The 26,749-nt window shown below is 50.8% G+C and carries 24 protein-coding genes and 6 tRNA genes; 5 read left to right on the top strand and 25 right to left on the bottom strand.

All coding sequences use genetic code 11. From position 1 onward, the window contains the following. Positions 1 to 3: 3 nt before the first annotated feature. From gatC to BQ7397_RS05230, 5 genes are all read right to left on the bottom strand, one after another. Entirely contained in the window at positions 4 to 282 is a 279-nt protein-coding gene (gene gatC, locus BQ7397_RS05250; protein WP_077075068.1) for an Asp-tRNA(Asn)/Glu-tRNA(Gln) amidotransferase subunit GatC, read from the bottom strand. Beyond that, the gene (gene ligA, locus BQ7397_RS05245; RefSeq protein WP_077075067.1) at positions 279 to 2,222 is read right to left on the bottom strand and encodes an NAD-dependent DNA ligase LigA; all 1,944 of its coding nucleotides are present in this window, start codon (positions 2,220 to 2,222) and stop codon (positions 279 to 281) included. The genes gatC and ligA overlap by 4 nt, the downstream gene beginning before the upstream one ends. Position 2,223: 1 nt before the next feature. Further along, the gene (locus tag BQ7397_RS05240; RefSeq protein ID WP_077075066.1) at positions 2,224 to 4,389 is read right to left on the bottom strand and encodes an ATP-dependent helicase; all 2,166 of its coding nucleotides are present in this window, start codon (positions 4,387 to 4,389) and stop codon (positions 2,224 to 2,226) included. 10 nt (positions 4,390 to 4,399) lie between these two features. Then, on the bottom strand, positions 4,400 to 5,089 hold the full coding sequence (locus BQ7397_RS05235; protein ID WP_077075065.1) for a tRNA threonylcarbamoyladenosine dehydratase: 690 nt from the start codon (positions 5,087 to 5,089) through the stop codon (positions 4,400 to 4,402). A gap of 95 nt (positions 5,090 to 5,184) precedes the next feature. After that, positions 5,185 to 7,173 (bottom strand): S-layer homology domain-containing protein, encoded by a 1,989-nt coding sequence (locus tag BQ7397_RS05230; RefSeq protein WP_077075064.1) that lies wholly within the window; start codon positions 7,171 to 7,173, stop codon positions 5,185 to 5,187. A gap of 152 nt (positions 7,174 to 7,325) precedes the next feature. Between BQ7397_RS05230 and BQ7397_RS05225 the strand changes: the two genes are divergently transcribed. From BQ7397_RS05225 to BQ7397_RS05205, 5 genes are read left to right on the top strand one after another with little or no spacing between them, the layout of a single operon-like run. Continuing rightward, positions 7,326 to 7,943 carry a precorrin-2 dehydrogenase/sirohydrochlorin ferrochelatase family protein gene (locus BQ7397_RS05225; RefSeq protein WP_077075063.1) on the top strand — a complete coding sequence of 206 codons (618 nt, stop codon included), beginning with the start codon at positions 7,326 to 7,328 and terminating at the stop codon, positions 7,941 to 7,943. Next, entirely contained in the window at positions 7,912 to 8,793 is an 882-nt protein-coding gene (hemC, locus tag BQ7397_RS05220; protein ID WP_077075062.1) for a hydroxymethylbilane synthase, read from the top strand. Before BQ7397_RS05225 ends, hemC begins: the two co-directional genes overlap by 32 nt. After that, a complete protein-coding gene (cobA, locus tag BQ7397_RS05215) occupies positions 8,786 to 10,273 on the top strand; it encodes a uroporphyrinogen-III C-methyltransferase (RefSeq protein WP_077075061.1) in 1,488 nt (495 codons plus the stop codon). The genes hemC and cobA overlap by 8 nt, the downstream gene beginning before the upstream one ends. Next, the gene (gene hemB / locus BQ7397_RS05210; RefSeq protein ID WP_077075060.1) at positions 10,245 to 11,210 is read left to right on the top strand and encodes a porphobilinogen synthase; all 966 of its coding nucleotides are present in this window, start codon (positions 10,245 to 10,247) and stop codon (positions 11,208 to 11,210) included. The genes cobA and hemB overlap by 29 nt, the downstream gene beginning before the upstream one ends. After that, a complete protein-coding gene (locus BQ7397_RS05205) occupies positions 11,207 to 11,551 on the top strand; it encodes a DUF6483 family protein (protein WP_077075059.1) in 345 nt (114 codons plus the stop codon). The genes hemB and BQ7397_RS05205 overlap by 4 nt, the downstream gene beginning before the upstream one ends. A gap of 99 nt (positions 11,552 to 11,650) precedes the next feature. Here the strand turns inward: BQ7397_RS05205 and BQ7397_RS09000 are convergent, their stop codons facing one another. The 20 genes from BQ7397_RS09000 to BQ7397_RS05105 form a co-directional block, all read right to left on the bottom strand. Beyond that, complete coding sequence (locus BQ7397_RS09000; protein ID WP_234970557.1) at positions 11,651 to 12,583, bottom strand: IS3 family transposase; 933 nt, start codon at positions 12,581 to 12,583, stop codon at positions 11,651 to 11,653. Further along, positions 12,493 to 13,077 (bottom strand): helix-turn-helix domain-containing protein, encoded by a 585-nt coding sequence (locus BQ7397_RS09355; RefSeq protein WP_077074540.1) that lies wholly within the window; start codon positions 13,075 to 13,077, stop codon positions 12,493 to 12,495. The genes BQ7397_RS09000 and BQ7397_RS09355 overlap by 91 nt, the downstream gene beginning before the upstream one ends. 152 nt (positions 13,078 to 13,229) lie before the next feature. Further along, positions 13,230 to 15,620 carry a phosphoenolpyruvate synthase gene (ppsA, locus tag BQ7397_RS05190; RefSeq protein WP_077075058.1) on the bottom strand — a complete coding sequence of 797 codons (2,391 nt, stop codon included), beginning with the start codon at positions 15,618 to 15,620 and terminating at the stop codon, positions 13,230 to 13,232. 48 nt (positions 15,621 to 15,668) lie between these two features. Next, complete coding sequence (locus tag BQ7397_RS05185; protein WP_077075057.1) at positions 15,669 to 16,202, bottom strand: class IV adenylate cyclase; 534 nt, start codon at positions 16,200 to 16,202, stop codon at positions 15,669 to 15,671. Position 16,203: 1 nt separating this feature from the next. Next, positions 16,204 to 16,905 carry a metallophosphoesterase gene (locus BQ7397_RS05180; protein ID WP_077075056.1) on the bottom strand — a complete coding sequence of 234 codons (702 nt, stop codon included), beginning with the start codon at positions 16,903 to 16,905 and terminating at the stop codon, positions 16,204 to 16,206. Positions 16,906 to 16,924: 19 nt separating this feature from the next. Then, positions 16,925 to 18,670, bottom strand: a complete 1,746-nt coding sequence (locus BQ7397_RS05175; protein WP_077075055.1) for an ATP-binding protein — start codon at positions 18,668 to 18,670, stop codon at positions 16,925 to 16,927. Beyond that, positions 18,660 to 19,709 (bottom strand): metallophosphoesterase family protein, encoded by a 1,050-nt coding sequence (locus BQ7397_RS05170; protein ID WP_077075054.1) that lies wholly within the window; start codon positions 19,707 to 19,709, stop codon positions 18,660 to 18,662. Before BQ7397_RS05170 ends, BQ7397_RS05175 begins: the two co-directional genes overlap by 11 nt. After that, entirely contained in the window at positions 19,709 to 20,257 is a 549-nt protein-coding gene (locus BQ7397_RS05165) for an isochorismatase family protein (protein ID WP_077075053.1), read from the bottom strand. Before BQ7397_RS05165 ends, BQ7397_RS05170 begins: the two co-directional genes overlap by 1 nt. Before the next feature lies 1 nt (position 20,258). Further along, entirely contained in the window at positions 20,259 to 21,164 is a 906-nt protein-coding gene (locus BQ7397_RS05160) for a PfkB family carbohydrate kinase (protein WP_077075052.1), read from the bottom strand. Continuing rightward, on the bottom strand, positions 21,161 to 22,837 hold the full coding sequence (locus tag BQ7397_RS05155; RefSeq protein ID WP_077075051.1) for a phospho-sugar mutase: 1,677 nt from the start codon (positions 22,835 to 22,837) through the stop codon (positions 21,161 to 21,163). The genes BQ7397_RS05160 and BQ7397_RS05155 overlap by 4 nt, the downstream gene beginning before the upstream one ends. A 4-nt stretch (positions 22,838 to 22,841) precedes the next feature. Continuing rightward, a complete protein-coding gene (gene ybaK / locus BQ7397_RS05150) occupies positions 22,842 to 23,315 on the bottom strand; it encodes a Cys-tRNA(Pro) deacylase (RefSeq protein WP_077075050.1) in 474 nt (157 codons plus the stop codon). Between the two features lie 199 nt (positions 23,316 to 23,514). Continuing rightward, positions 23,515 to 24,540, bottom strand: coding sequence for a DUF2871 family protein (locus tag BQ7397_RS05145; protein WP_077075049.1), 1,026 nt, complete (start codon positions 24,538 to 24,540; stop codon positions 23,515 to 23,517). Beyond that, the gene (locus BQ7397_RS05140; RefSeq protein ID WP_077075048.1) at positions 24,527 to 25,084 is read right to left on the bottom strand and encodes a TetR/AcrR family transcriptional regulator; all 558 of its coding nucleotides are present in this window, start codon (positions 25,082 to 25,084) and stop codon (positions 24,527 to 24,529) included. The genes BQ7397_RS05145 and BQ7397_RS05140 overlap by 14 nt, the downstream gene beginning before the upstream one ends. Positions 25,085 to 25,227: 143 nt before the next feature. Continuing rightward, on the bottom strand, positions 25,228 to 26,127 hold the full coding sequence (locus tag BQ7397_RS05135) for a hypothetical protein (protein ID WP_077075047.1): 900 nt from the start codon (positions 26,125 to 26,127) through the stop codon (positions 25,228 to 25,230). 99 nt (positions 26,128 to 26,226) lie between these two features. Then, a tRNA-Arg gene (locus BQ7397_RS05130) sits at positions 26,227 to 26,303 on the bottom strand. A 3-nt stretch (positions 26,304 to 26,306) separates the two neighbouring features. Then, positions 26,307 to 26,381: transfer RNA gene (locus BQ7397_RS05125), tRNA-Gly, on the bottom strand. A 3-nt stretch (positions 26,382 to 26,384) separates the two neighbouring features. Then, positions 26,385 to 26,470: transfer RNA gene (locus BQ7397_RS05120), tRNA-Tyr, on the bottom strand. 29 nt (positions 26,471 to 26,499) lie between these two features. After that, positions 26,500 to 26,576, bottom strand: a tRNA-Asp gene (locus BQ7397_RS05115). A 4-nt stretch (positions 26,577 to 26,580) separates the two neighbouring features. Next, positions 26,581 to 26,656, bottom strand: a tRNA-Val gene (locus BQ7397_RS05110). 5 nt (positions 26,657 to 26,661) lie between these two features. Next, a tRNA-Glu gene (locus tag BQ7397_RS05105) sits at positions 26,662 to 26,737 on the bottom strand. Positions 26,738 to 26,749: the final 12 nt, after the last annotated feature.

Genomic DNA, 26,749 nt, shown 5'->3' with positions numbered 1-26,749 from the left:
TCCTTATTCCACAAATTTAATGATTTCAAAGTAACCGTATTTCACGGCGACGGCATTGCCCGTGGCATCTTCCCTGTCCAAGGAAGGACGAATTTCGTCGTCGCGAAGGCGATTGGGTAAGGTATTCGTATGAAAAGTCGGCACGCAATGAATGTCCGTCTGTTTAATCGTGTCGATGAGATCCATGGTATCGGAAAATTCCTTGACCATGCCGTCCAATTCCTCGTCTGTAAAGTATAGCTTGGAAATTTCTGCAATATGTCTTATTTGGTCTTTTTTCATAGGAGGTCTCCCCACTTTCTATTAAAGGCTTCTTCCGATAAGACGGGTACGCCTAATTTTTCCGCTTTTTCCGCTTTCGACCCCGCCGCCTCTCCGGCGAGAACCAGATCCGTATTTTTCGAGACGGAGCCCGTGACCTTCGCCCCCTCGGCTTCCAGCAACGATTTTACTTCGCTTCGAGGCCGGGACAAGGTGCCCGTGAGAACTACGGTCATACCGTCGAGAACGCCGGATTTTTTTCTCGTCTCGTAGATCAACTCGATGCCCGCATCCATTAGGTCGTGGACGTAGCCGCCGATGACGGGATCCGTAAAGAAGAGATGAATCTCTTGGGCCGTTTCCGGGCCGATGTCCTCGATGGTAATGAGCTCCGATTCTTCCGCCTTGGAAAGGGCGTCGAAATCGGCGAAGTGATCCGCCAAATCGCCGGCGGTTTTGATGCCCACCTGGCCGATGCCCAAGGCGTAAATAAATTGCTTGAAGCTGATTTTTTTCGAAGCGTCGATGGCGTTTAAGAGATTGTCCGCCTTCTTTTCGCCGAATCCCTCGAGGGTCATTAAATCTTCCCGCTTCAATCCGTAAATATCCGGAATCTCGTGCAGTAGACCCGCGGCGATTAATCGTTCCGCCGTCTTTTCGCTGAGGCCCGTAATGTCCATTGCATCGCGAGAGGCGAAGTGATCGATCCGCGCCACCAATTGGGGCTCGCAGCCTATGGTGTTCGGGCAAAAGCTGTGCACGCCCTTTTGCACCAGCTCCGTGGCGCAGGCGGGGCAATGGGTGATCATCTCTATTCTATCACCTTCTTCGCCGATTCCCTCTAAAATTTCCGGAATCACGTCGTTACTTCGACGTAACAACACCTTTCCTCCGAGGCGCACTCCTTTTCGCAGGATGTCGTCGTAATTATTCAGGGTGGCCCGCTGAATGGTGACCCCGTCGATGTCTACGGGCTCCAGTATGGCCGTAGGCGTCACTTTGCCCGTGCGCCCCACATTCCATTCCACATCGAGAAGCTTTGTAACCACTTCCTTCGCCTCGAATTTATAGGCGATGGCCCAGCGGGGAAATTTCACCGTGTAACCCAGCACGTCCCGCTTGGTGACGTCGTTGATTTTCAACACGACGCCGTCGATCATGACGTCCAAATCGTCGCGGATGTTTTCCACTTCTTCGATGTATTCGAGTATGGCCTGAAAGTCTTTGCAGCATCGGGTCATGGGGTGAACGAGAAAGCCCTGCTCCTTTAAAAAGGCCTTCACTTCCTCGTCGGTGTCGAAGCTCATGCCCTCGGCGTCGGTAAGATTGTATAAATACGCCGTGAGCCTGCGACGCCTGGTTTCCTTGGGATCCAGATTGCGCAGAGCGCCGGCGGCACCGTTTCTCGGATTCTTTAAGGGCTCCGCCGCCGTCTCGTTGTATTTCTTGAGACTGGCATAGGGCATGAGCCCTTCGCCCTGAACCACCAAATGCCCGGTAAAGGGAATACTCAAGGGCACGGTGGATATGGTCACCGCCTGCTCCGTGATCACCTCGCCCACGGTGCCGTTGCCACGAGTGACGGCGCGGGTGAGCTTGCCGTCGTCGTAGGTTAGGGAGATGGTGAGGCCGTCGAATTTCAGCTCCGCCATATAGCCCTTGTCGTCGGCGCCGGCCTCGTGCATGCGAACGCACCAGGCCTTGAGCCGCTCGTAGCTCTGTGCCTTGTCCAGGGAGTAGAGAGGCTTCTCGTGGGTGAACTTTTCGAAGCCTTCCAACAGATCGCCGCCGACGCGGCGAGTGGGCGAATCGGGCGCCACGATCCCCGTCTCCTTTTCCATGGCGACGAGCTTGTCGTAGAGGGCGTCGTAGGTTTTGTCCTCCACCAGAGGCGCGTCCAGGGTGTAGTAGGCGTGGGCCCAGGTATTTAATTGGTCGATGATCTCTCGCATCTTCTCCATCTTATTCCTTCTTTCGAATCGGCGCCACCTTTAAATTCAACGTCTTAAGCCCTTTTCCCTCAAAGGAAATGACGCCTTCGTCCCCTTTTAACTGAACGATCATCCCCTCGCCCCATTTCTTGTGGACGATGGTATCTCCCAGATGTAATTCGGGTAAATCTTCTGCCACTTTCCTGGTGTGCTTGCTCTCCATGGCCGCCCCGGTGTAAATCTCGTGGCGGCTCTTTAAATCTATTTTTCTGCTTTCCTCTTCGTGAACGGAGATTTTATCCACAATCTCTTCCACGAAGCGGCTCCTGACGGCGCCGTTGCGCTTGCCGTAAAGGGTGCGCGACTTGGCCGATGAGAGAAAAAGCTTTTCTTCCGCCCGAGTCACCGCCACGTACATGAGCCGGCGCTCTTCCTCCATGCTCTCTTCGTCGTCGTAGCTTCTGGAGGTAGGAAAGAGTCGCTCTTCCAGCCCGACGACAAAGACCACGGGAAATTCCAGGCCCTTGGCGCCGTGAATGGTCATGAGCTTCACGGCATGAGATTCGTCGTCCAGTTCATCTTTGTCGGAGATCAAGCTGAGGTTGCCGAGAAAATCCGTGAGGCCCTGATCGGGATTGGCCTCCTCGAATTCCGCCGCCGCGGAAATAAATTCTTCCACGTTTTCCAAACGAGTGCGGGATTCCACCGTATCCTCCCGCTTCAGCTCGTCGGCATAGCCGCTTTCGAACAAAATGGCTTCAACCAATGCCGCCAAACCGATTTCGGCTGCCTTGTTTTGCAGCAAGTGAATTAAATTCACAAATTCTCGTATGTTTTTATGGGCGCGGATCTTCAGCTCGGGATAGTCCTCAAGATTTTCCATTAGGGCAAAGAGGCTCATGCCATTTTCCCCTGCGAAGGCCCGCAGCTTGTCGATGGTCGTATCACCTATACCCCTTTTCGGCACATTGACGATACGGCTCATGTTGACGTCGTCCTTCGGATTATCCACCGCCGATAGGTAGGCGATGACGTCCTTAATCTCGCGGCGATCGTAGAAGCGCAGCCCGCCGACAACGCGATAGGGAATGCCTTCTCGCATCAAGGCCTCTTCAAAGCCCCGGGACTGGGCGTTGGTGCGATACAAAATCGCCATGTCCCCGTAGGCCGTGCCCCTGTAATTCAGGTGCTCCATTTTTTGGACCACGGCCATTTCCTCTTCCGTGTTGTGGTAAAACTCCCGATAGACCACGGGATCGCCGCCCTCCTTGGCCGTCCACAAATTCTTTTCCTTCAGCGTGGGATTGTTGGCGATGAGGGCGTTGGCGCAATCCAAAATCGGCGTGGTGGAGCGGTAATTTTGCTCCAGTAAAATGGTCTTCGCGCCGGGAAAATCTTTTTCGAAGGAAAGAATATTACCGATGTCCGCCCCTCGCCAGCGATAGATGGATTGATCGTTGTCGCCGACGACGGTGAGATTTTTCGCATTGCCCGACAGCATTTTGACCAATAAGTATTGAATATGGTTCGTGTCCTGATACTCGTCCACGAAAATATAATCGAATTTCTGTTGATAGAAGGCGAGGACGTCCTTCTTCAGCTGAAACAATTCCACGGTCTTCACCAAGAGATCGTCGAAATCCAGGGCGTTGTTTTCACGCTTCTTCTTTTCGTAAAGGCGGTAGGCCTCCGCCGCTTGCCGCTTGTGAAAATCGCCGAAATTTTCCTTCATGGCGGCATCAACGTCCGTGCCCTCGTTTTTCCACGTGGAAATTTGGCTCAGAAGACCGTAGGGATTGTACATGTCCTTGCTCAGATTCAATTCCTTCATGCATTCTTTGATCAGCGTCTTTTGATCGGCGCTGTCGTAAATGGCAAAGTTTTTGTCGTAGCCAAGGAAGTGAATGTCGCCACGAAGGATGCGCACGCACATAGCGTGGAAGGTGCTGATCCACATGCCATCGATGCTTCGCCCCAATTGACTCGCCACCCGATCCTTCATTTCCTTCGCCGCCTTGTTGGTAAAGGTAATGGCGAGGATGCGGTAGGGAGAGACGTTTTTCTTCTCGATTAAGTAAGCGATTTTCCCCGTGACCACGCGGGTCTTGCCGCTGCCGGCACCGGCGAGGACCAAAAGGGGGCCCTCCGTGTGGAGTATAGCTTCTTTCTGACGATCATTATAATTTTCTAACAACACGACCCTCTTTCTACTCTCGGACTAAATCTCTGATGACCTTCGATGCCGCGATCAAACCCGCCGTCGACGGCACGAAGGATATACTCGCCGGCGAACGCTCGTCAATCCCCTCGACTTTTTTTGGCTCCTCCGTGGAATAGACCACGGGAAAATCGCAGAGCCCCCGCTTTCTTACTTCTCGGCGCATAACCCGTGCCAAGGGACAGACCTTGGTTTCTGAAAGCATGGCCAGCGTCAGCGCTTCCGGATGCAATTTATTGCCGGCGCCCATGGCCGATATAACGGGCACCCCGGCTGCCTGCGCCTTTTCGATAATCAACAGCTTCGCCGTCACCTGATCCACGGCGTCCACGACGTAATCGTAATCGGCGAAGTTTATTTCATCGGCAGTGGCTTCGTTAAACATCATGGGATAGGTACGCAGCTCCGTCTCGGGCACGATGGATGCCAGGCGTTCTTTCATCACATCCACCTTCAACGCGCCCACGGTTTCCGTCGTGGCAATGATTTGTCGATTGATGTTCGTCACATCCACCCGGTCGTAATCCACGATGTCCAAAGCGCCGACACCTGCTCGCGCCAATGCCTCGATGCAATAGCCGCCGACGCCTCCTACGCCGAAGACGGCGACGCGCATCTGTTGCAGCCGATTGACGGCCTCCGTGCCGACGAGCCAACGGGTTCGCAAAAACGGATCCATTCCAAGCACCTCCTATCCCATACTAACAATTTATTATATCAAAAAAGACCCTATGGGGACAAACCATAGGGCCTTTTGTCATGCTTGAATGAGTTTTACTTGAATGCTCTGAAGAGAGGAATCGTGTAGTAGCCGTCAGATACGCGAATATCTGCGACAATAGCGGAAGATCCGTTCTCATACAAATTGTAGATCAATTTTAACTTTCCTTTGGAACGATCCATCTTGTCGAATTGAGCATTTTCCACGAGACCGACCATTTTATGATTGTCAAAATGGCTAATTGCCTTATCTAATTGAAATTCATATTCGGTGTATCTATCCCTCAAATCGTTCGCCGAACCAATGATGGGGCCATTACCATAGTAATAGCCGACTTTATTAAAGTCTTCCACCTTTGCCTCGAGATCTTTCTTTGTCAAGACAGCTGTTACGGTGATGGACTTAGCTTTGCCGCCGACTAATTCAAGTTCGATGAAGGCTTCCTTGTTATTTAACTCTCTTGCAACGTCATATGGGCTAATGGTCTTCTTTGTTCCATCCAATGCTTTAAATGTAATGGAGTTATTTAAGAGCACGCCCTTCGTTTCGCCGCTTTCCGTCTTAACCTTCAAGGTGCCGGCACCAAAGGTGTCAAGATCGATACCTTGGTAGAACCCGGACAATTTGCCTTCCGCTTCTTTACCGCTGATTACTTCCTTGTATCTGGTTGTTAAAGTTATGGGATAGCCCTTGCTCAGCTTATTTGTAAGTTCAAACAAGTCTTTAGCGGTTTTTTCTTCCTTGACGATAAATTCCTGTTCCTTGTTGTTTTCTAATTTTAGGACGATGCGGGAAGTTCCGAAGCGATTGTATTCGTAATTGACGAATTCACCGCTCACGATGCCGTGATAGGGGAAGACCGTGGCTTCTCTTAACACGCCGTTGCGGGCTTTGAAGACAATCATATCTCTCGTGCTGAGAGCTCTCATGTCGACCTTCTTACCTAAACTGGTAAGAACCGTGTTCTTATCGACTTTATAGCTTCCGGTTTTGTCCCCTTTGAAGCTGCTGTCGACGACCACGTCTTTTTTCGTCGAGTAGGAAATTTGGATTTCGTCGTTTTTAAAGCCTTCGATAAGACCCGTTCCTTCGGAATCGTTGCCGATGACTTCGACGGTGATGGCTTGGTAAGGCGCACCGACGGTGGCTTGGGCTTGTGCTTTTACTTTCACGCTGCTGCCGACGGTGATGTCTTCGGCCTTGGCCGCTTTTCCGTTTAAGGTAATGGTCGTGTTTTGATTGGTGACGAATTGAAGGGTGTTACCCGCTTTATCTTTGATACTGAAGGTGGCAAAATTATTATTTACCGTGCTGGCAGTAACATCGCCTTCGAATGTCTTCCCTTGCTTGTATTCGTAGCTCAGGTCCGTAATCTTTGCCATTTGATCTCTTTGCAGGGGGACGTTGGGTTTAAATTCCTTTCCGACACCGAATTCGTTGAAGATTCCCGTATCGATCATGGAGGCTAAGAGGCCTTTCACGTTTACGTCGCCGATAAGCTCCTTGGATGTCTTGCCGATGGAATCGATGTCGGTTACCTTAATATTGGAGATGTCCGTTTTCGGTTGAATGCCCAGGGCTTTTGCGTAATAAACCATGGCCACTTCACGACTCGGGTATTTAGCGTCTTTTCTTACATCCTTGATGTAATTGAGCTTGTAAGCGGCCTTCAAATTGGCTTCCGTAATGACATTGTTTTGAAGGGCGATACATACGGCCGGCTTTGCCCATGCCGGAACCTTATATGAATTGGCGATGTAGCCGTAGGTCGAAATCGCTTGGGTCATTTCTGTAGTCGAGGGGGCTTGAACGCCTTTTAGTAACTCTAAAATTTCCAAATAGGTGACGGAAAGTGTCGGCTTATAGGTACCGTCGTCATAACCTTTAATAATGCGTAAATCGCTTAATTTGGAAATGTGGCTATAGGCCCAGTGATTGGCATCGATGTCTTTGAAGCTGGCGGCCATTGCCGTCAAAGGCGATGTTAACAGTGCGCCTGCTAAGGCCAAGGCGGCCAGTGTTTTTGTTGTGTTTTTTTTCATTTTTTCCTCCTAGAATTCAAATTAAAATCCTACCTGCCCTTATTATAACATGATGAAAGCCCGTCGCTGTTACGATTTCGTTTCAAGTCCTAAGGTTTTATCCCATCTCTTTGGTATAATGGTAAAAGTAATTGCGAAATATAGGAGGGCCTATGCGATATTTTCCTCTCATGATTGACACACAAGATAAAAAAGTGCTCGTCGTCGGCGGCGGGAAGGCGGCGGCGACAAAGATTAAGGGACTCCTCCCTTCCTCGTTCAGCTTCTACTGCCTCGCCCCCGTCTTTGACGAGAGCCTGACTGAGATGGCGGAGGCACATCCCGATCGAATTTTTTTAAAAGAGAAAACCGTCGATGCCGACTTTCGCTTCTTCGCCTACGATTTTTTAATCGTCGCTACGGAAGACGAGGCATTAAATGCCTCCTTGGTGCGGCGGGCAAAGCTATCTTCCGTGCCTGTTCTTTCGACCTCGGATCCCAAAGCGTCGGACGTTCATATGGCATCGGTGGTAAGCCGCGGGCCTCTCGTCGTCAGTATTTCTGCGGAAAATCCCACCATATCGAAGCACGTAAAGGAAGATATGGAGACTTTTCTCGAAAAATACGACGAGGCGAAGCTGGTAGAGATGAACAGGATTCGAAAAATTTTATTGGAACGAAAGAGCGAACACATTTCTCGAATTATGGAAGATTTGTGGCATGAAGAAAAAATCAGCAAGGCACATTGGGAGGCAGAGCATGACCCTGAGGGTGGGAACGAGAGCGAGTAAACTGGCGCAGATTCAAGCCACGGAAGTGGTGGGCATATTAAAGGAGGCGGGCTTGGATGCTGAGCTGGTGACTATTTCCACAAAAGGGGATCGCTGCAAAACTTTGCCCATTCACAAGATCGGCAAAAACGGCGTCTTCGTCGGCGAATTGGAACGTGCGCTGCGAGAAGGGACGGTAGATTTGGCGGTGCACTCCTTAAAGGATATGCCGTCGAAGATCCTCGAAGGCTTTACCCTCGCCCCGCCACCGGCAGCGCCTTCCGATGTAGACGTCTTCGTAGGAAAGGCGCTGGATTTTAAGGAATCGGATATGGCCCATATGGTGGTGGCCACGGGAAGCAACCGACGCATCGCTCAGCTGAAGCATTTTTATCCCGAAATTAAAATCGTGCCCATTCGCGGCAATGTAGAGACGCGTATTCAAAAGGTGGAAGATGGCTTGGCCGACGGCACCCTTCTCGCCTACGCCGGTCTCGCCCGGTCGGGCCTGGCACACAAGGTGACGGCCCCCTTGGATCCGACCCGCTTTATTCCCTCGCCCTCCCAAGGCCTGTTGGGAATCGAGCTTGCCGAAGATCGCCGTGATCTTTTGGCAATTTTTGCCGAAGCTTCCGATTCCCATGCCGCCCTTCGCATGAAGGTGGAGCGGGCCTATCAACGGGCGTTGAACGCCTCCTGTGAGTCCCCTATTGGTATTCACATGGAAGAAAACGGAAAAGACATCATCCTCCACGGCTGCTTCGCCGAAACCGTGGAGGATCCCTTGGTCTATGTCACCGTCGCCACCACGGCGGAAAGGGCCGCTGAAGACGTATTGGAGCTGGCGAGAAAGGTGAAGGACCATGAATAAATATCCCGTCATCCTCGCCGGAGCCGGCATCGGCGGCCGCGACAACATCACCCTCGCCCTCTACAAGGCCTTGTCCCGCGCCGATTTTATCGTCTACGACCGGCTCATGGATCCTTCGATTTTAGATTTCGCCCCGAAGGCGGAGAAAATTTACGCGGGAAAGGCGGCGAGCAATCACACCTTGTCCCAAGATGAAATTCACGCGCTCTTGGAAAAGGGCTACAACTCGGGCAAACAGGTGATTCGATTGAAGGGCGGCGATCCCTACGTCTTCGGCCGCGGCGGCGAAGAGGCGCTGTATTTATCTGAACGGAACATTCCCTTTCGCGTGATCTCGGGAATCACCTCGGGGGTCACCGTCCCCGCCATGGCGGGCATCCCCGTGACTCATAGACACGTGGCTCAAAGCGTGTCCTTTATTACGGGCCACGGCGCCAAAGGCAAGGACGACTTTACGGTCTACGGCAAAGTGCCCGGGACACTGGTCTTTTACATGGGGCTAAAAAATGCCGCAGCCATCGCCGAAGACCTCATCAGCGGCGGAAAAAATCCCGCCACGCCCATGGCCGTGCTAAAGCTCTCCGACGACGGCGAAAGTTTTTCCTTTTATACGGGTCTGGAAAAAGTTGCCGCCGACGGCCTCCCGCCCGAGCTGACGAGCCCGGGCCTCATCGTCGTCGGCGACGTGGTGGATCTACACGAAGAGCTGTTGCCCTTAAACCATCTGCCCCTCACCGGGCGAAAGATTATTTTAACCGACGAGCATCCCGAGGCCATGGCGGAGCCGCTGAGATCATTAGGCACTCAGGTCTTTCTTCGGCCCATGATCCATACCGTAGCCGCCAATGAAGACCTGCTTCAAAATGATCTATTGGATTTTTCCTTCGACACTTTGGTCTTTACGTCGAAAAATGCCGTGGACTATTTCTTCGACGCATTTTTAAAAGCCCACGATATTCGAAAGCTCGCCGGCGTGTCTATCTACGTCGTAGGAGAAAAAACCGCCGAGGCTCTGACCCTCTACGGCCTGCGCGCCGACGGCTGGCCCGATATTTACGACGGCCGACATTTGGCGGAGTTTTTAAGGACACGGGTAAAGAAGACGGATCGCATCTACTACCCTCACGCCGCGGCCAGCGATCCCTATCTAGGCGACGTGCTGAAAGAAATCGCCTGCACCACGGATCGCATCATCTATCATACCGTGGCCCTCTCAGGTCCAAAGCCCTTGCTCGAAATTTCCGACGCATCGGTCTTTCTCTCCCCTTCAGCGGCGAAAAATTTTTACGCAGCCTACGGGCTCTCGGCTTTCGGACCGGTGGTCTTCGCCATCGGCGAGACGACGAAACAAAGCCTTGTCAAACTGGGAATAAAAGAGGAAAATATTTATTCGGGAGAAAAAGCCACACGCGAGTCTCTCCTGGAAACTATATTAAAGGAGCTGTCACAGCATGCGCATGCGCAGAATTCGAAACAATAAATTGCTTAGAAAAATGACCGAGGAGACCACCCTCTCCGTTTCCGATTTCATCTACCCCCTCTTCGTCGTGGAGGGCGGAAACATTAAGCGGGAGATCCCCTCCATGCCCGGCATTTACCACTTCTCCGTGGATCGCCTGGAAGAGGAAATCAATGAGCTCGTCGCCCTTCACATCCCCGCCGTCATTTTATTCGGCGTCGTCAATCACAAGGACCACGTAGGCAGCGGCGCTTACGACGAAAACGGCATCGTGCAGGAAGCCTGCCGTAAGATTAAATCTTTAACCGATAAACTCGTCGTCATCACCGACGTCTGTATGTGCGAATACACGGACCACGGCCACTGCGGCATTTTAGATGATAAGGGCATGGTGGACAACGACGCCACCATCGAGTACATGGCGAAGATCGCCCTCTCCCACGCCAAAGCGGGAAGCGATGTGATTGCACCCTCGGATATGATGGATTTTCGCGTGGCGAAGATTCGCGAGGTCTTGGACGCAAACAGCTTTAAGGATCTGCCCATTATGTCTTACGCCGCGAAATTCGCCTCGAGTTATTACGGACCCTTCCGCGACGCCGCCGACAGCTGCCCCGCCTTTGGCGATAGAAAATCTTATCAAATGGATTTCCACAACGGCGACGAGGCCCTTCGTGAAATCGCCCAGGATTTAGATGAGGACGCGGATTTCATTATCGTAAAGCCCGGCCTCGCCTATTTAGATGTACTGGCACGGGCATCGGATGCCTTTAACACGAACTTCGTCACCTACAATGTAAGCGGCGAATACGCCATGATCAAAAACGCCATTCGCGACGGCGTCTTGAAGGAAGACATTATTTACGAAAACATGATCGCCATGAAGCGCGCCGGCGCCAAGCTGATTATTACTTACCACGCCAAGGAGCTGGCGAAGAAAATGGGAGGCATAGAGTGATTAAAAACGACTTTCTCATGCAGCAAATCAAGGAGCTGATTCAGTTTCTTTTGGGCCTCGCCTATCCCATGGGCTTCAGTGACGAAAAAAAGGAAGCGACTAAGACTTCAGCCCTTTCCCAAACCCTTTATTCCCTTGCCCGGGAAGGAAAGTACGGCGAGGCGGAGGACGCCCTCTTCGACGCCTTCGACGAAGGCGAGGCGGATCTCGCCACGGGCATTCTCTTCTACGAATCCCTGCTGCGAATCGACGAAAAGGAATTGCGGCGAGGGGATTTTTCCCTGAAGGAAATCGAAACGGGCCTCCGGGACTACGCCAAGCTCTTTCACGTGGATCTTTAATGCATTGAAAAAGCTCGAGGGTGTAGAGTGACCCCATAAAGTTGGACTTAATCGAGTAAGCATTTCGCTTGCTCGATTTTGTTTTACATAACATTCGTTCTATGCGGATTTCATTCGTTCACGGTATTGCTTCGGACTCAAGCCACCCAACTTTTCTTTGATTCGATCGTTGTTGTAGTAGCGGATAAAACGTTCGATCGCCCGCACGAGTTCTTGCCGGCTTCGGTAGACGTAACCGTCGTAGATTTCTCTTTTCAGCACACTAAAGAAGTTTTCCATGGGTGCGTTGTCGTAGCAGTTGCCTTTTCTCGACATGCTCTGGAAGATGTGATGCTTTTTCAGCATGGCTTGATAGGCGGTCATTTGGTAGCCCCAACCACGATCGGAGTGGAAGGTGCGCCGGTAGGGGCAACCGTTGGTTCGTTCGATGGCTTCTTCTAAGCCTCGTAGCATGGTGACGCCGTTGGGTTGGTCGGAGAGGACGTAGCTGATGATTTCCAGATTGTACATGTCCATATATGGATCGAGATAGAGTTTCTTTGTTTGAAGTTTCCCGGTTTGATCTTCGATGTAGTATTTGAATTCTGTGGTGTCGGTGGTAATTTTTTGGTAGGGGATACAGGTGTTGAAGCGTCGATTGATTCGATTCTTCTTAATTTTGCCGACGACGCCTTTGTAGGAGTTGTACTTCTTGTATTTCCTACCGTAGGCGTGGACTTGAAGGCCCATGTCTTGAACCAGTCGTTGAACTTTCTTTTTGTTTACCACTTGGCCCCGGTTCTTCAGCTCCAGATGGATCCGGCGGTAGCCGTAGTCTTTGTGTTCGCGCCGAATGGCGAGGATCTCGTCTTTTAACGCTTGGTCTTTGTCTTCTTCGCTCCACTTTTTCTGCCAATACATAAAGGTGGATTTGGGAAAGTTGATGGCAGCGAGTATCTCTGTTAGTTGGAATTGTTCTCGGAGTTTGGCGACGATCCTCGCCTTTTTCTCATTTTTTCTTCCCTCACCAAACTCCTTAGCTCCTCCAGATATATCTTTTGAATGGTGAGCCTCCGATTCTCCGCTTCTAATTCTTTGATGCGGTTTTCCAATGCCTCACGTGAGCTTGCATCAAGAGGCTCCTTCTTAGTTGCAGACTTCGGTGGTTGATTGCAGGCGTCTTTCTTCGTCACAGGTCTCCCTCGCTTATGTGATTGCAGCCCCTCAATGCCCTCCTTTCGATACTGACTGTGCCATTTGGCGATCATGGACGGATTCGTCAAACCGAGTTCAAGGGCCAATTGTTGGTAACTACATTCGCTCGTTTCGTAACGTGTAATGGCTTCTAACTTAAACTCTACACTGTACGAGCGTTTATTTCTAGAGCGTATTAAGCCTTCATCGCCAAAATGTTTGTAATTGTTGACCCAGCGTCTGATCTGCGATTCGCCAATCTGATATTTATCTTCTAAGACGAGATAGCTTGTCTTCCCTGACAAGTATTCTTCGACGATTTTCCTCTTCAATTCATAACTGTATTTTGCCATTAAAAGACCCCCAAAGGTTGGATTTCTTGGTCCAACTTTTGGGGGTCAGTGCAGTGGACTCGAGCTTTTTTTGCGCCTATTTTTTTTGTTATCTTTCAAAAGAATGGCATGAAAAAATCCGCCGGCATCCGACGGATTTTTTGATTACACGTTTAGTTTTGTTCTCTTAATTTGCGAAGAATCATTTTTTGTTCCACGCCGGCGACTAAGCGACGGGTGTAATCCACCGTGTCCGGGTTCACGGACATGGAGGTGATTCCGCATTCTACGAGGAATTCTGCAAATTCGGGGTATTGGCTCGGGCCTTGACCGCAAATGGAGCAGGTGATGCCTTTCTTGTTGGCGGCATCGACTAAGATCTTAATGGCGCGCTTCACGGCTTCGTTTCGTTCGTCGAAATAGCCCATACGGTTCAAGATACCGCTGTCGCGGTCGGCACCCATGGTAAGCTGAGTCAAGTCGTTGGATCCGATGGAGAAGCCGTCGACTAATTCGGCGAATTCTTCCGCTTGGAAGACCACCGAGGGAACCTCAGCCATAATCCAGATCTTGAAGTTCTTGGATTGCTTCAGGCCTTCTTCAGCCATAATATTTTTTACGACGACCAGCTCTTCCGGCGTACGGACGAAGGGGAGCATAGCGACCACATTGGTCAAACCGAAATCTTCGCGAACTTTGCGCATGGCCTTGCATTCCAGACGGAAGCCCTTTTCGTATTCCGGCGAAATGTAGCGGCTGACGCCACGCCATCCGATCATGGGGTTTTCTTCGTGGGGTTCCACTTCGTCGCCGCCCTTGAGGCCGCGGAATTCGTTGGTACGGAAGTCGCTCATGCGAACGACGACTTGTTTCGGGTAGATGGCACCGGCTACTTCTGCAATGCCTTCGGCCAATTGATCGATAAGGATGTCTCCTTGATCGGTCTTCGCCAGGTACATGGGGTGGGCGCCGATTTTATTGGTGAAAATAAATTCCGTGCGCATAAGGCCGATGCCGTCGAAGGGCAGGTTCTTGTATTTTTCGATCAACGCCGGTTCGCCTAAGTTCATGTAGATCTTGGTGGCCGTCGTCGGTGCGACGATTTGGCGAAGCTCTTCGGCAGAAATACCAATGCCTGCGCCTCCGCCGGCGTTTTCGTCTTTTTTCTTTTCTTTATCCTTCAATACATCGCCTTCGTAAACGACGCCGCGGGTGGCATCGACGGTGATGAATTGGCCGTCTTCCAAGACGGATGTGGCGGTGTTGCTGCCGACGATACAGGGAATGCCTAATTCCCGGCTGACGATGGCGGCGTGACAGGTTCTGCCACCTTCGTCGGTAACGACGGCGGCTGCGGTACGCATGGCAGGTACCATGTCGGGGTTGGTCATGCCTGTGACGAGGATGTCGCCTTCTTTAACCAGGTTAATTTCGCTGACATCTTTAATCTTTTTAACTTTGCCTCGTCCGATGCCCGGCGATGCCGCCAAGCCGCGAACCAGGGGATTTAATTTTTCAGGAGCTTGATTCATGCCTTCCTCTTTCTCGCCCTCCGATGCGCTTTTCACATCACCTAATGTGGTAATGGGTCTGGATTGTAAAATGTAGAGGCCCTTGGTGTCTCTGTCCATGCCCCATTCGATGTCTTGTACGCTGCCGTAAAGGCTTTCGATTTTGAGACCCGCGTCGATTAAGGTGCCCAGTTCTTCCTTCGTCAGACATTCTTCCTTGACGGCGCCGGCGCCTAAAATATCTTCCACGTCGGCCTCGTGCGTGCCGATACCCGAATCGTTTTGTACGACGATTTTCTTCTTGTCTGCGATGACTTTTTCGATAATCGACTTGTCGCTTTTCTTGATGACGTATTCGTCTGGCGTGACGGTGCCGCTGACTACGGCTTCGCCTAAGCCGTAGCTGGCGTTGATCATCATTTCGTCGCGGCTATTGGTAATGGGGTTGGCCGTAAACATAACGCCGGATTTTTCCGAGTTGACCATTTTTTGTACGACGACTGCCAACGAAACGGCAAAGTGATCGTAATTTTGTTTTTCTCTGTAGTAAATGGCGCGAGGCGTCCACAGAGAAGCCCAGCACTTGCGTACGTGGTGAACCAGCTCTTCTTCCCCGGCAATGTGTAAGTAAGTATCTTGTTGACCGGCAAAGGATGCATCGGGCAAGTCTTCCGCCGTAGCCGACGAGCGCACAGCCACTTGGGGATCTCTCAAGTCGATGGAGCGACTGAATTCTTTATAAGCTAATACAATTTCTTCTTCCAGAGCCGGATCGATTTCGCCCTGCTCGATGTTTCTGCGAATGTCGTTGGAAGCCGCCGTGAGCATGTCCACGTCGTCCACATCTAAGTCTTGCATTAAAAAACGGACTTTTTCATCGAGACCTGCGTATTCGATAAAGGCATCGTAGCCCTTCGATGTGACACAGAATCCCGGAGGTACGTCCAAACCGAAATTGGTCATTTCGCCAAGATTGGCACCTTTGCCGCCGACGATGTCCACGTCGTCCTTGCGAATTTCATGAAAAAAACGAATGTACTTAAAACCTGTCATAGAATTCCTCCTCGGGATTTATTATAACACAATCACCATTATGTTGTACTATTTATTCCAAGATTTTTTCAGCTCGGCGATGGATTTCGTGCTCACCTGCTCCCTGTCGACGGAAAGGGCGGCGATCACCTCGTCGATGGCTTCTTTGCTCGGCCCTTCGATTTCCATATAGGGCTCGGGAAAGCTTTCCGGATCCCAACGGTCCAAGTCGATGCGGCACCCTTTAAAGGCATAGCTGATGCGGTGCTTCTTCGCCTCCTCCACCAGGCCATAGCCTAGGAGGGCAAAGATGGCGAGCATCTCACGGGCATCGTCGATGATCACCGTGTGCTCGTCGTATGCCCGCACACCTTCATCGGACTTCTTCTCCTTAAAGGTGCATTGAATGGTTTCGCTTCCGTCCCTTTGAATGCGACGAATGCGCAGATAGCCGAGTCCTGCGGCAATGGGATGGGTGGCGGAGTCGATAAGGTAGTTGGTCTGCTGCTCCTCGCCGATTTTTTCCCCGCCTAATTCGACGAGCCTTCTTTCCATCTCATCTAAGTCCACGTGAAGGACTTTGACCTCAATTTCTCTTTCCATCCTACACCTCGATCTTTCGCAGCTCGAAATCGATGTAATCCGACGACACGCAGTAATACTCGATGCCGTTGATATTTCCCTCGACGATGAATTTGTGACCGTAGCTGTGAAGGTGGCCGTAAATGCAAATGTCGATGCCCGCAGAAACCAGGACCTCGGCAAAGTCGTTTGGCTCGCCCTTGCCATTAAAGGGCGGATAGTGCAAAAGGGCGATCTTTTTTTCAATCGTTTCGCCTTTCGTCTTTTTTTCCATGTCGTCGATACTTAATTGCAGGCGGTTTAATTCCCGCTTATAGATTTTTTCGTCCTGCTCATCGAAGCTGGTGGCTTCTATGTCCGTCCAACCACGGCTGCCGCAATAGGCCACCTTGCCGTCGACGGCGCCGGTGTTGTGCAAGAACTCGATGGTCTTTAGATTCAAGCCGTTGAGCTTGTTCATGGAAGACCACCAGTAGTCGTGATTGCCCTTGATCAAATATTTTTTACCGGGCAATTCGTCTAATCGACGCAGGTCGATCTCCCCTTCTTCTAATTTCAGCGCCCATGAAATATCGCCGACGACCAACACGCGGTCATCCTCGGCGACAAGCTTTTCCCACGAAGAAAAAATCTTCTCCTCATGGTTCTCCCATTTCTTTCCGAAAACGCCCATGGGCTTTTCTTTCTTATGATCTAAATGTAAATCGCCAATCGCCCAAATCAATCGGCACTCCTTTCTATTTTTACGGCGTGGTAAATTCGATGACCTGCCGGTTTAATTCTTGTAAAACTTCTTTCAAACGCTCTCTTCTGTCTCCGTCCAGATAAACGAAACCGTCGTCAAAGACCATGGGAATCGACGGATCCATTTTGTCGATGGCGGCGAGGCGCAGAGATAAAACCAAGAGATCCGCCGTGGATCGGCTCAGCTGCGTTTCCTTTAGCCAGTGGCCGTCAGCTTTCGACAGGACGAAGCCGTTATCTGAAAAAGCGATTTTATCGTAGCGGCCGTCGGACAGGGCGCGCATATACTCCGCGCCGTCATTTAGCAGGCTCTGTTGAAAATCGTCGCTTCCGGCATCGTCGAGCTCTCGTATCATGCCTTCGCAAATTTCCACGAGCTCGAGCTTTTTCATCAGCCGTTCCCGGCGGGCGCGCTGTCCTTCGTAATCCTTCGCCGTCTGCTTCATTTTCAGGTCCAGGGCGTCTTTTTCCTCGTGGCGCGCGTCCACCTGACCGATTTGTCTTTGCAGGGCTTCGATTTTTTCATCCAATCCCGCTTCAAGGGGTAGCTGCTCCAGCTCCCGGCCACGACGCAGCATAGCATCGGCCAGGCCTTCCATGGTAATGTCCTCTTCCGTCAAGGCGTCGAACCATTGGAAGCAGGCGTTCTTCTTTTCCAGCAATTGATCTCGCTCGAAAAAAGCCTGATGGTATCGCTTCAAGCTACGCAGGGTCAGGCGTCGCAGGACGAATAAAATAAGGGTGACGGCAAAAAATAATGCCGAAACCGCGGCCGAGGCCGTCGCCAAATCCATGCGGTCGCGATAGATGAAAAAGGCAGTGAGGGCGGCCAATATAACAGCCGCTATCCCGGCCAGCTTATAATAGAGACCGCGAGAGAGGCCTTTGCCGCTCTGGCGCTCGTAGCGATCGATCTTTTTCTCGTTGTCGTCCAAGGCGCGGTCCCAGGCACGCACCTCTTCCGTCGCCGAAGCAAGCCGTGGCAAGAGCACCTCCTTGTCCCTCGCCTGTTTTTGGCGCTGCTTTAAACTACGGAGGCGGCGAAGTAAATCCTCACGGTCTGCCTGCGCCTCGTCGTAGCTTCTGGACTTGGCCCGGTAATCCGCCATGGTCTCTTCCAAATCCCTCAGCTTTTCACGATTGTCGCCGATGGGGGATTTTTTCGCCCGCGCCGTGCCCAAGGCCTTTTTTTCCTTGGCCAGGTAATCGAAGGCGCCCTGCACGTCCAAAGCGGTACTGCTCGTTCGCAGAAAATTCTTCATTTCCCGAATGCGCTTAAAAATCGCCCCCGCTCCCGTGGACTGCAAATCGTCCATGGCAAAAAAGCGCAGAAAGTCGCCCTGAGACAGATTCCAAAACAGAGCGCCCGGCTGGGGGATTCCGGAAAAAGTATAGAGCTTTTCCGAATCCGGCAAAAGCCGATTACTTTCCATATCGAAAATCTGAAGGGATTCTTTCTCTTTTATAAAATTTCGCTCGATTAAATAGCGCTTCCCGTCCACGTCCAGCTCCATGGCAGCGGAAAAATCTCTGCCTTCCATGGGAAAGTAGTCGTCGTAGGCCGAGGAATAGAGTTTGCGCGCCGGGCTGTCTTTGGAGAAGCCGTATAGGATCGCCTGGATGCAGGCCGCCGTCGTGGTCTTCCCCGATTCGTTAGGCCCCTTGAGGCATTGATAGCCTTCGTCGAAGGTTACCGTCGTGTCGTGGAAGCAGCCAAAGTCGCGCATGTAAAGTTTATGAATCATAATCTTCCCCCAACAGGGCCCGCAAACCTAAATCGCATAGGGCGAGGCGCGTCTCTTCGTCAGCGTCGTAGGCCTTTGCCCGCGCTAAAAAAGCGCCGAGAAGATCCCCTTCGTGCTCCTTCTCCAACTGCTCGATGATCTTCGGCAAATTCTTTTCCCAATAAATTTCATAGAGAAGGCCTTTTTCGTCGAAAATCCTTCGAAGCTCCCTGTCCAATATGCCGCTGTAGGCACCGGAAAGGTAAAAGCTATAGATGGAATGATCGGAAGAGGCCAGAGCCTTGGCATCGGCGACGATTTCATCGTCGTCCTCTTCGTCCCTTCGCAGATAATTTTTCTGTCTTAAAATCCGCCCGGCAACGGGGACGTAGCGCGTCGTGAGAAGCTCGTCCAGCTCGCCTAAGATGACGCCGAGTTTGCCCCGATCCGTTCGATCCAAGGGCTCCGGGATGCCGCACATTTGCAGCTTGTTTTCGTACATGGTCGGCTTGTGAACATGGCCCAGGGCGATGTAGTCGAAGGCATAGAGAAGATTGGCGTCCACGGGAAAATAGCCGTCGCCGCCGCTCCAATTGCCGTGGTGCAAGAGCACTCGCCGGAAATCTACCTCGTCGTCGCCGTCGAACTGCAGGATTTTATTGTAGCTCGCCCTGGCCCAGCTGGTACCGTAAAAGGTGACGTTATTCACTTCATCGACATAGCGATCCATGGCTTCATTGGAAAACAAAATTACATTTTCAGGTAGGCGAGATGAAAGGTAATCGTAAAGCTTGTAATCGTGATTACCCAAAAGCAATAGAGTCTTAAAGGGCGCCCGGTCCAAGCAGGCCAGGACGTAATCCACTTCTTCCGGCATTACCTTGTCCTGCTCGAAAATATCGCCGACGAGGAAAAGATAGTCGATTTTTTCCTGTATGCCCAGCTTTAAAATGCGTTCAAAGGTGCGAAGGCGGTCCTTTCGACCGATCTTCCGGTCCTCTTCCCTTTCGTAGGGAAAGCTTCGCCCCAAGTGAAGATCCGCCGTGTGCAGAAACCGCATTACTTAATTAATTGTTGAACCGCTTTAAACTCCGCGGTACCGGAAACGCTGTTTAGGTCGAATAAAATCGACTCCGTGGAACGAATCGCCGCGCCCATTTGACGCATTTCCTCGAAGGCGTAGAGGGCGTTTTCGCCGCTCCTGGAGCTGACGGCGTCGTGGGCCACGTAAACATCATAGCCCTTGGCAATGAGATCCCGCACGGTCATTAAGACGCAGATATGGGCTTCGATGCCGCATACCACCACTTGCTTCGGCTTCTTTTCGTCAAAATAAGCGGCGATATCCTCATCCAACATACAGGAGAAGGCCTTTTTATCGAAATCCGCTGCAGCGGTTACTTTCCCTCGAATGGCTTCGTCAAATCCGCCGAGGCCTTTTTTATATTGGGTGGTAAAGACGGCGGGAATTTGCATTATTTCGGCCGCATCGGCCAGTATGCCCGCGTATTTGTTGACGCGGTCAATGCGTTCCACGGCGGCAGCCAGTGTGCCCTGAATGTCGATAAATAAAAACAGTACATTCTCTCTATCTAAGCGAAAATCCATCTTATACCTCCATTTGCTGTACATCTATTTTATTCATTAGGCCTTTTAATTCACCGAAATCCGTCCCCGCTTCGGTCACGGCGGCAGCTTGGGCCAGTTTTAAAAGCATGGTTGCGTCGTATTTTCTGACGATTCCCGCCGCCAATGCCACGGCGGCGGCATGGGGATCGGAGTGCCCGCCTTTTACCACGTTTTTCGCAAAGTAATAGCTTCCCCGGGCGCAAAGAATAGAGCCACGCTCGCTTCCCGTGACGAGAATCAAGGGAATGTCTCCGCCATAGAACTTGTCAAGGCCTTGGACGATGTCTCCCATGAAATTCAAGGGCTTATCGAGCATTTCTGCCAACACGTCCCGCTCGACGACGATACCGAAGGGCCGCGCCTCTCTCGTCTCTTCCGGATCGTCTGCTCTTTCGGCGAGCATGATCACCGGCTTCGACAGCTTGCGGGCATAGCGAACCAAGGGCAGCTTCATGGCCTCGGGATCTTCCTTACGGGTGCTCTTTGCCAAAACCACCACATCGGAAGCGGTGGCTTCGTTTAAAAAGCGATCGTAAAAATCTACCATATCCTCCCGTGTCAGGCGAGGCTCAGCGGTTTCGATAGTCGACGTCCTGTTTTTTTCTTCTAAAATCAAACGCTCCTTCGTTTCGTCGCGAATGGTTTTTACGACGACATCGGTTCCCGAAAGGGTCATGAGCTTTTCATAGCGCTCTCCGGCGTTGCCTCCGAGAAATGTCATGAGCTTGGCGCTTTCATTGATATTTCTCGCGAGTCTGGCCATATGGGCGCCGTATCCGACAGGCGCCGTCTGTTTTTCCCCCACGGAGGACGTGGCGCCTTTGGGAAAGCTGTCCCCTTTTAACCGCGTCTCTAATATGGGATTTGTATCAATCAGTAAAATCATTGTGCGTTAAATCGACGAATCACTTCTGCTTCGATCCAATCGATTTTCTCCTTTGCTTTATTTTTGTCTTTGTCGCTGCTGTAAATATAGAGCTTGATCTTCGGCTCCGTGCCGGAGGGGCGGACGTAAAAGCGGCTGCCGTCGTCTAAATGGTACTCCAGCACATTGCTCTTACCTATGCCTTCGACGCCTTTGGAATAATCCACCACTTTTTCCACCTTCAGGCTCTCAATGGAACGAATGGGATTTTTTCGAAGATCCTTCATAATATTTTGAATCTGAGCTTGGCCTTCCTGCCCCTCCTTCACGACGGAAAGAAGTTTTTCCCCTTGATAGTCGTAGGTACGGAAGATGTCCTCCAACACCTCCGGCAGGCGCTTGCCGATGCTTAAATAATAGGCCGCCATTTCCGCCACCATCATGGAAGTGACGACGGCATCCTTGTCGCGGACGTGATCGCCGTAAACATAGCCGATGCTTTCTTCGTAGCCGAATAAAAATTCGTATTCCGCCGTTTTGTCCCATTGATTGGCCGGGGCGCAAATATTTTTAAAGCCGGTCAAGGCGTCGAACATGGCGACGCCGTAATGTCTACAAATTCTGCGGCCGATATCGCCGGTGACGATGCTTTTCACCACGGCACCGTCGGGAGGCAAGTCACCCTTTATACGGCGTCGGGATAAGATGTATTCCAACAGCAGGGCGCCGGTTTGATTGCCCGTAAAGGGAATGTAGTTGCCGTCATCATCCTTTGCAATGATTGCCACCCGGTCGCAGTCGGGGTCGGTGGCGATTAAAAGATCGGCATCCACCTCTTTGCCGAGGGCCAATGCCTTTTCAAAGGCGTGGAGATCCTCGGGATTGGGATAGCCCACGGAAGCGAAGGTGCTGTCAGGCTCCGTCTGCTCCTCGACCAAATGAATATTGTTAAAGCCCCGTTCACTGAAAATACGACGAACGGGCAGATTCCCCGTGCCGTTTAAGGGCGTATAGACGATGGAAATATCTTTTTTTATATCGTCTTCCACGGCCTTGTCCAATGTCAGGGCGTAGTATTTTTCCTCTACCTCACTGTCGATGACGTGGATAAATCCCTCTTTTTTATAAGCCTCAAAGGACTTTTCCGGCCAAACATCGTAATCGTACTTGGCGATTTCTCTGGAAATTTCGTCGGCCATGGCGTCTTGAATTTGGGAGCCCTCTTTCCAATACACCTTGTAGCCGTTGTACTCCTTCGGATTGTGGCTCGCCGTCACGACGATGCCGGCTTGTGTTCGAAGCTCCCGCACGGCAAAGGACAGCATGGGCGTCGGCCGAATGCCATTGTAAATATGCACCTGAATGCCGCAGGAGGCCAGCATGGCCGCCGCTACCTCCATAAAGCGTTCGCTACGCTCTCTCACATCCCAAGCGATGGCCACGCCGCGGTCCATGGCTTTTTGTCCCCGCTTTTCGATAACGCCGGCAAGACCTCGCGTGGCGCGGGCGATGACCTGTTCGTTCATGCGGTTCGTGCCCGGACCGAGCTTGCCGCGCAGACCCGCCGTGCCGAACGCCAGCTCTTGATAAAAGCTGTCCGCCATCTCCTCTTCCGACATGGTAAAGAGCTTCTCTTTATCCTCATCGCAAAGGCTTTTTAGCTCTTTCCAATGATTAAAACGTTCGTGAATCATTACTTCAGCCCTCTTTCGTTAAATCTGCAAATTCTCCCTTAATCAGGCGACATAATTCTTCCGGATCGACGCGCATTTGCAGGCCTTTTTTACCGGCACTCACGTAAATGGCGTCATATAAAATGGCGCTTTCGTGAATATAGGTGGGAAATAGCTTTTTCATGCCCACCGGCGAACAGCCGCCCCGTACATAGCCTGTCAAAGGCAAGAGATCTTTTACGTGCAGCATTTCCATTTTCTTCTCGCCGCAAACCTTGGCCGCCTTTTTTAAATCCAATTCATCGGCTACGGGGATGACAAAAACAAAATGCGCCTTGTCCTTCCCCTCGGCGACTAATGTTTTAAACACGGCATCCACGGGCAAATGATTTAATTCTGCGATTTTAACGCCGTCTACCTCCACATCTCCGTCGTACTCGAAGGTTTCGTAGGCGATGCCGTCGGCATCTAAATGCCTCAGAGCATTTGTTTTCTTCATAATGACACCTCGCTTAATAGTATACCCGAATTTATAATTTACTGTCATTAGCTATAAAACCATCCCTACTATCTGATAGCTATTATATCAGTTAAACCCCGTAGGCGGCACAGGTTTTCCCATCATTTCAACGTAGCGCTCACGCTGAATCAATCATGACATAAAAAAACGACACAAGCTTTCCTGTGTCGATACTTCCTTATGCTTCCATCGCCTTCAATCCCGACTTCACCGCCCATATGAGGGCGACGGTGAGCAAAATATGTCCCACGCCGGACATGGCTACCATGCCGATGCGCGCCACCTCGCCGGGGGCGTAGCCGTCGATCATGCCGTGGAGGAACATGGCGCTGAAGGAGAAAAACATGCCGACATTATAAATCGTAAGCAATTTTTTCAAGCGGCCGTTTTCAAAGGCCCGATCTCGAATAAGCAGAAAAGCCAGGGTCAAGAGGACAAAGCCCAGTACGAATAAGTGGACGTGGAGAAAAGCCATTTTCACATCCACGGGGTAAATCTTCCCGATTTCCCGGTAAAAGGCTCCGGAGAAAATGCCGAAGAACAAATAGGCCAAGGCGAATTGAAGCAAATCATTTTTGTCGAAATTGCCCTTTAAATTGCCGTATAGCTTCCAAACGATGAGCACGTACATCACCGTCTTCGGCATCATTAACATGCCGATTGTGGGATAGATGTTTTTAAACAGAACCACGGGCAGGTAAAAGAGGAAACTGAAAAAGACGTAGATAAACAGCTTGCCGAAATTTGTATTCCCTCTTTCTTTATACAAGAGGGCGATATTGATGAAGCCCATGACAAGGAAGGGCGCATTGGAAATGAGATCCATGGATGCGGCTCGATTAAAGGAGAGGCCCACCGTCATCATGCGAATCAAAAATAGAACGGGCATCAGGATATCAAGCACGCGATTCGTCTTCTTCGTCTCCCGACGAATGTAGTAGTAAAACAAAAGATAAAACAAGGACATGGTTATGGCCGAAATGCGCGTCCCGAGAAATAAGCCACCGGCATTTACTTCAAAGCCGTCGGTCATGACATTGGCCACGATCCGGGGAATCAAGTGAAAGGAGTCCCCAATCCCCAAGAGCAATGTCATGGCGCCGACAAGCCCGCTGCTTGGCTTTCTAAAAAGCAGAATTCGGATGCCGAGAAGCAAAACGAAAATCAAATACATGCTGTCAAAAAACAGCTCAAAGTCTTTCATTGCCTATACCCTCCAGTAAATACTCGATGTATTGTGTCGAAACCTCTTTAAATTCTTCCTTGCTGTAATCCTCGACCATGCTGTCTTTAATCAGTTCGTGAAAAACCGCCATCATATATAAAATCATATGGGCCTCACTCTTTCCGTAATGCTTCTTCACGAAGCTTTTTCCGTGGGAAAGGGTGCTTTTTTCAAAGGCCAAAAACTGCGGCCGATACAAATTCCTTAAATTGTGATCGTATAGATCCTCCAGCAAAAATTTCTGATAAGCCCAAAGAGTGGCTTCGGGGCCGTTGTGATTTTTTTCGAATAAATCAAAAAACACGTGGTGGACGTGGCCCGTAGCTTCTTTTAAAACCGTGAAATAGCAATCGTCCAAGTCCTCGAAGTACTGGTAAAAGGATCCCCGGGCGATGCCTAAAGCCTTGACGATATTGGACACATTGATTTCATCCACCGGCGTCTCTTCAAAAAACTCTCGCAGGGCAAACTGCAGCCGCTCTTTCTTATCTTTTTCCAAACGTTCAAATGTTGCCTTTGCCATCATTACCTCCATTATGACACTGTGTCATTTTCTATAGAATACGCTTATATGCCTTTCTTGTCAACTTACAAAATCTATTAAAAAACGCCCCGACATTCGTCGAAGCGTTTCTTCATCATTAATTCAATTCTGTTTAGTATCACCTAAACGTCTAAATCTAAATCATCCACATCGCCGGCATCGTAGGCGTCCCAGTAGCTGTCGTAATCGTCGTAAACCTCTTCTTCATCCCCTTCGCCGTCGTAGTCCTCGTCATAGAGGATGTCCTGCTCGTGAGAATCGTCGTCGCCATCCTTGTGGGTGAAAATACTCCGGCTTCCACGCTCCTTGCGCAGCCGCTCTTCCTCGCGAATAATATAGTGAGCGACCCACAATTGAAAAAACTCGTCGAATTCTCTATCCGCTTCTTCCTCTTCAAGGCGCAGTGCTTCCGCATTGGCACCTTCGTCTATGCCGTCTTTATACGTAACCTCGGCACTGCTGACCAACGACTCCAGCGTTTCAAACTTTACGCCGAAATCCGTGCTCTTTTCATAATCGCCGGAAGCATAAAAACCGGGAGCCACTTGCTTCAATAGATTATCGGCGAGGCTATTTAAAATCGTTTTTAAAAAATACAAATTCCATTGGGATCCGTCCTCATTATGTACGACGCCTTTTTCCATAAGCAATTCCAATCGAAACAATGAATCAAATTGGCCCTTCCGAATCAAAAACGGATTGGTAATAGAAAGCTGCGCCAAAAACAAAGCCACTTCTTCGCTTATGTTGTATTTAATTGCTCCTTCATAGATACCCTTGTACAAATTCTGCGCCGATTGAATCGTTTGATCCAACTCCTCACCCGTGTCCACCAGGGCCAAGGAGCGAATGATCTGATCCCTGTCCGTAGGATTGGGCCTCGTTTTCTGTCCTTTAGCATTCCCTCCCGCCCTCTCATCATTGTTTTCCGGCGGAACGTAAGGAAATTTTTTTCGCAGAAAAATAATAAGAAGAAGGAAGAAGATGCCGGCACCCATCCACAACCAAAAATACAAGTCCATAATCGCCTCCCGCTCATCGAAAAAAGTGTTTACATAAATGCAAATATATTATTCTATGAACACAATAAAAAAGCAAGCTTACAAAAAGTAAACTTGCTTTGGCGTACCGCAAAGGATTCGAACCCTCGACCTTCTGGTCCGTAGCCAGACGCTCTATCCAGCTGAGCTAGCGGTACACATGGAGCGGAAGACGAGATTCGAACTCGCGACCCTCGCCTTGGCAAGGCGATGCTCTACCACTGAGCCACTTCCGCAAATGGTGGAGGAGAGTGGATTCGAACCACTGAAAGCTGAGCTAACGGATTTACAGTCCGTCCCCTTTGGCCAACTCGGGAACTCCTCCCTATGGAATTGTATCCATTTAAGAAAAAATGGCGACCTGGATCGGACTCGAACCGACGACCTCCAGCGTGACAGGCTGGCATTCTAACCAACTGAACTACCAGGCCAGGTTGGTGGGCGCAATAGGGCTCGAACCTATGACCCCCTGCTTGTAAGGCAGGTGCTCTCCCAACTGAGCTATGCGCCCTTATATGGTGACCCCGCCGGGATTCGAACCCGGGTAACCGCCGTGAAAGGGCGGTGTCTTAAACCGCTTGACCACGGGGCCTTGTGGTAGCGG

Origin of the sequence: Aedoeadaptatus urinae (assembly GCF_900155585.1) — a bacterium.
GTDB lineage: Bacteria > Bacillota > Clostridia > Tissierellales > Peptoniphilaceae > Aedoeadaptatus > Aedoeadaptatus urinae.
Note: the sequence above shows the minus strand (reverse complement) of the source record. Positions and strands in the feature narration are given on the sequence as shown.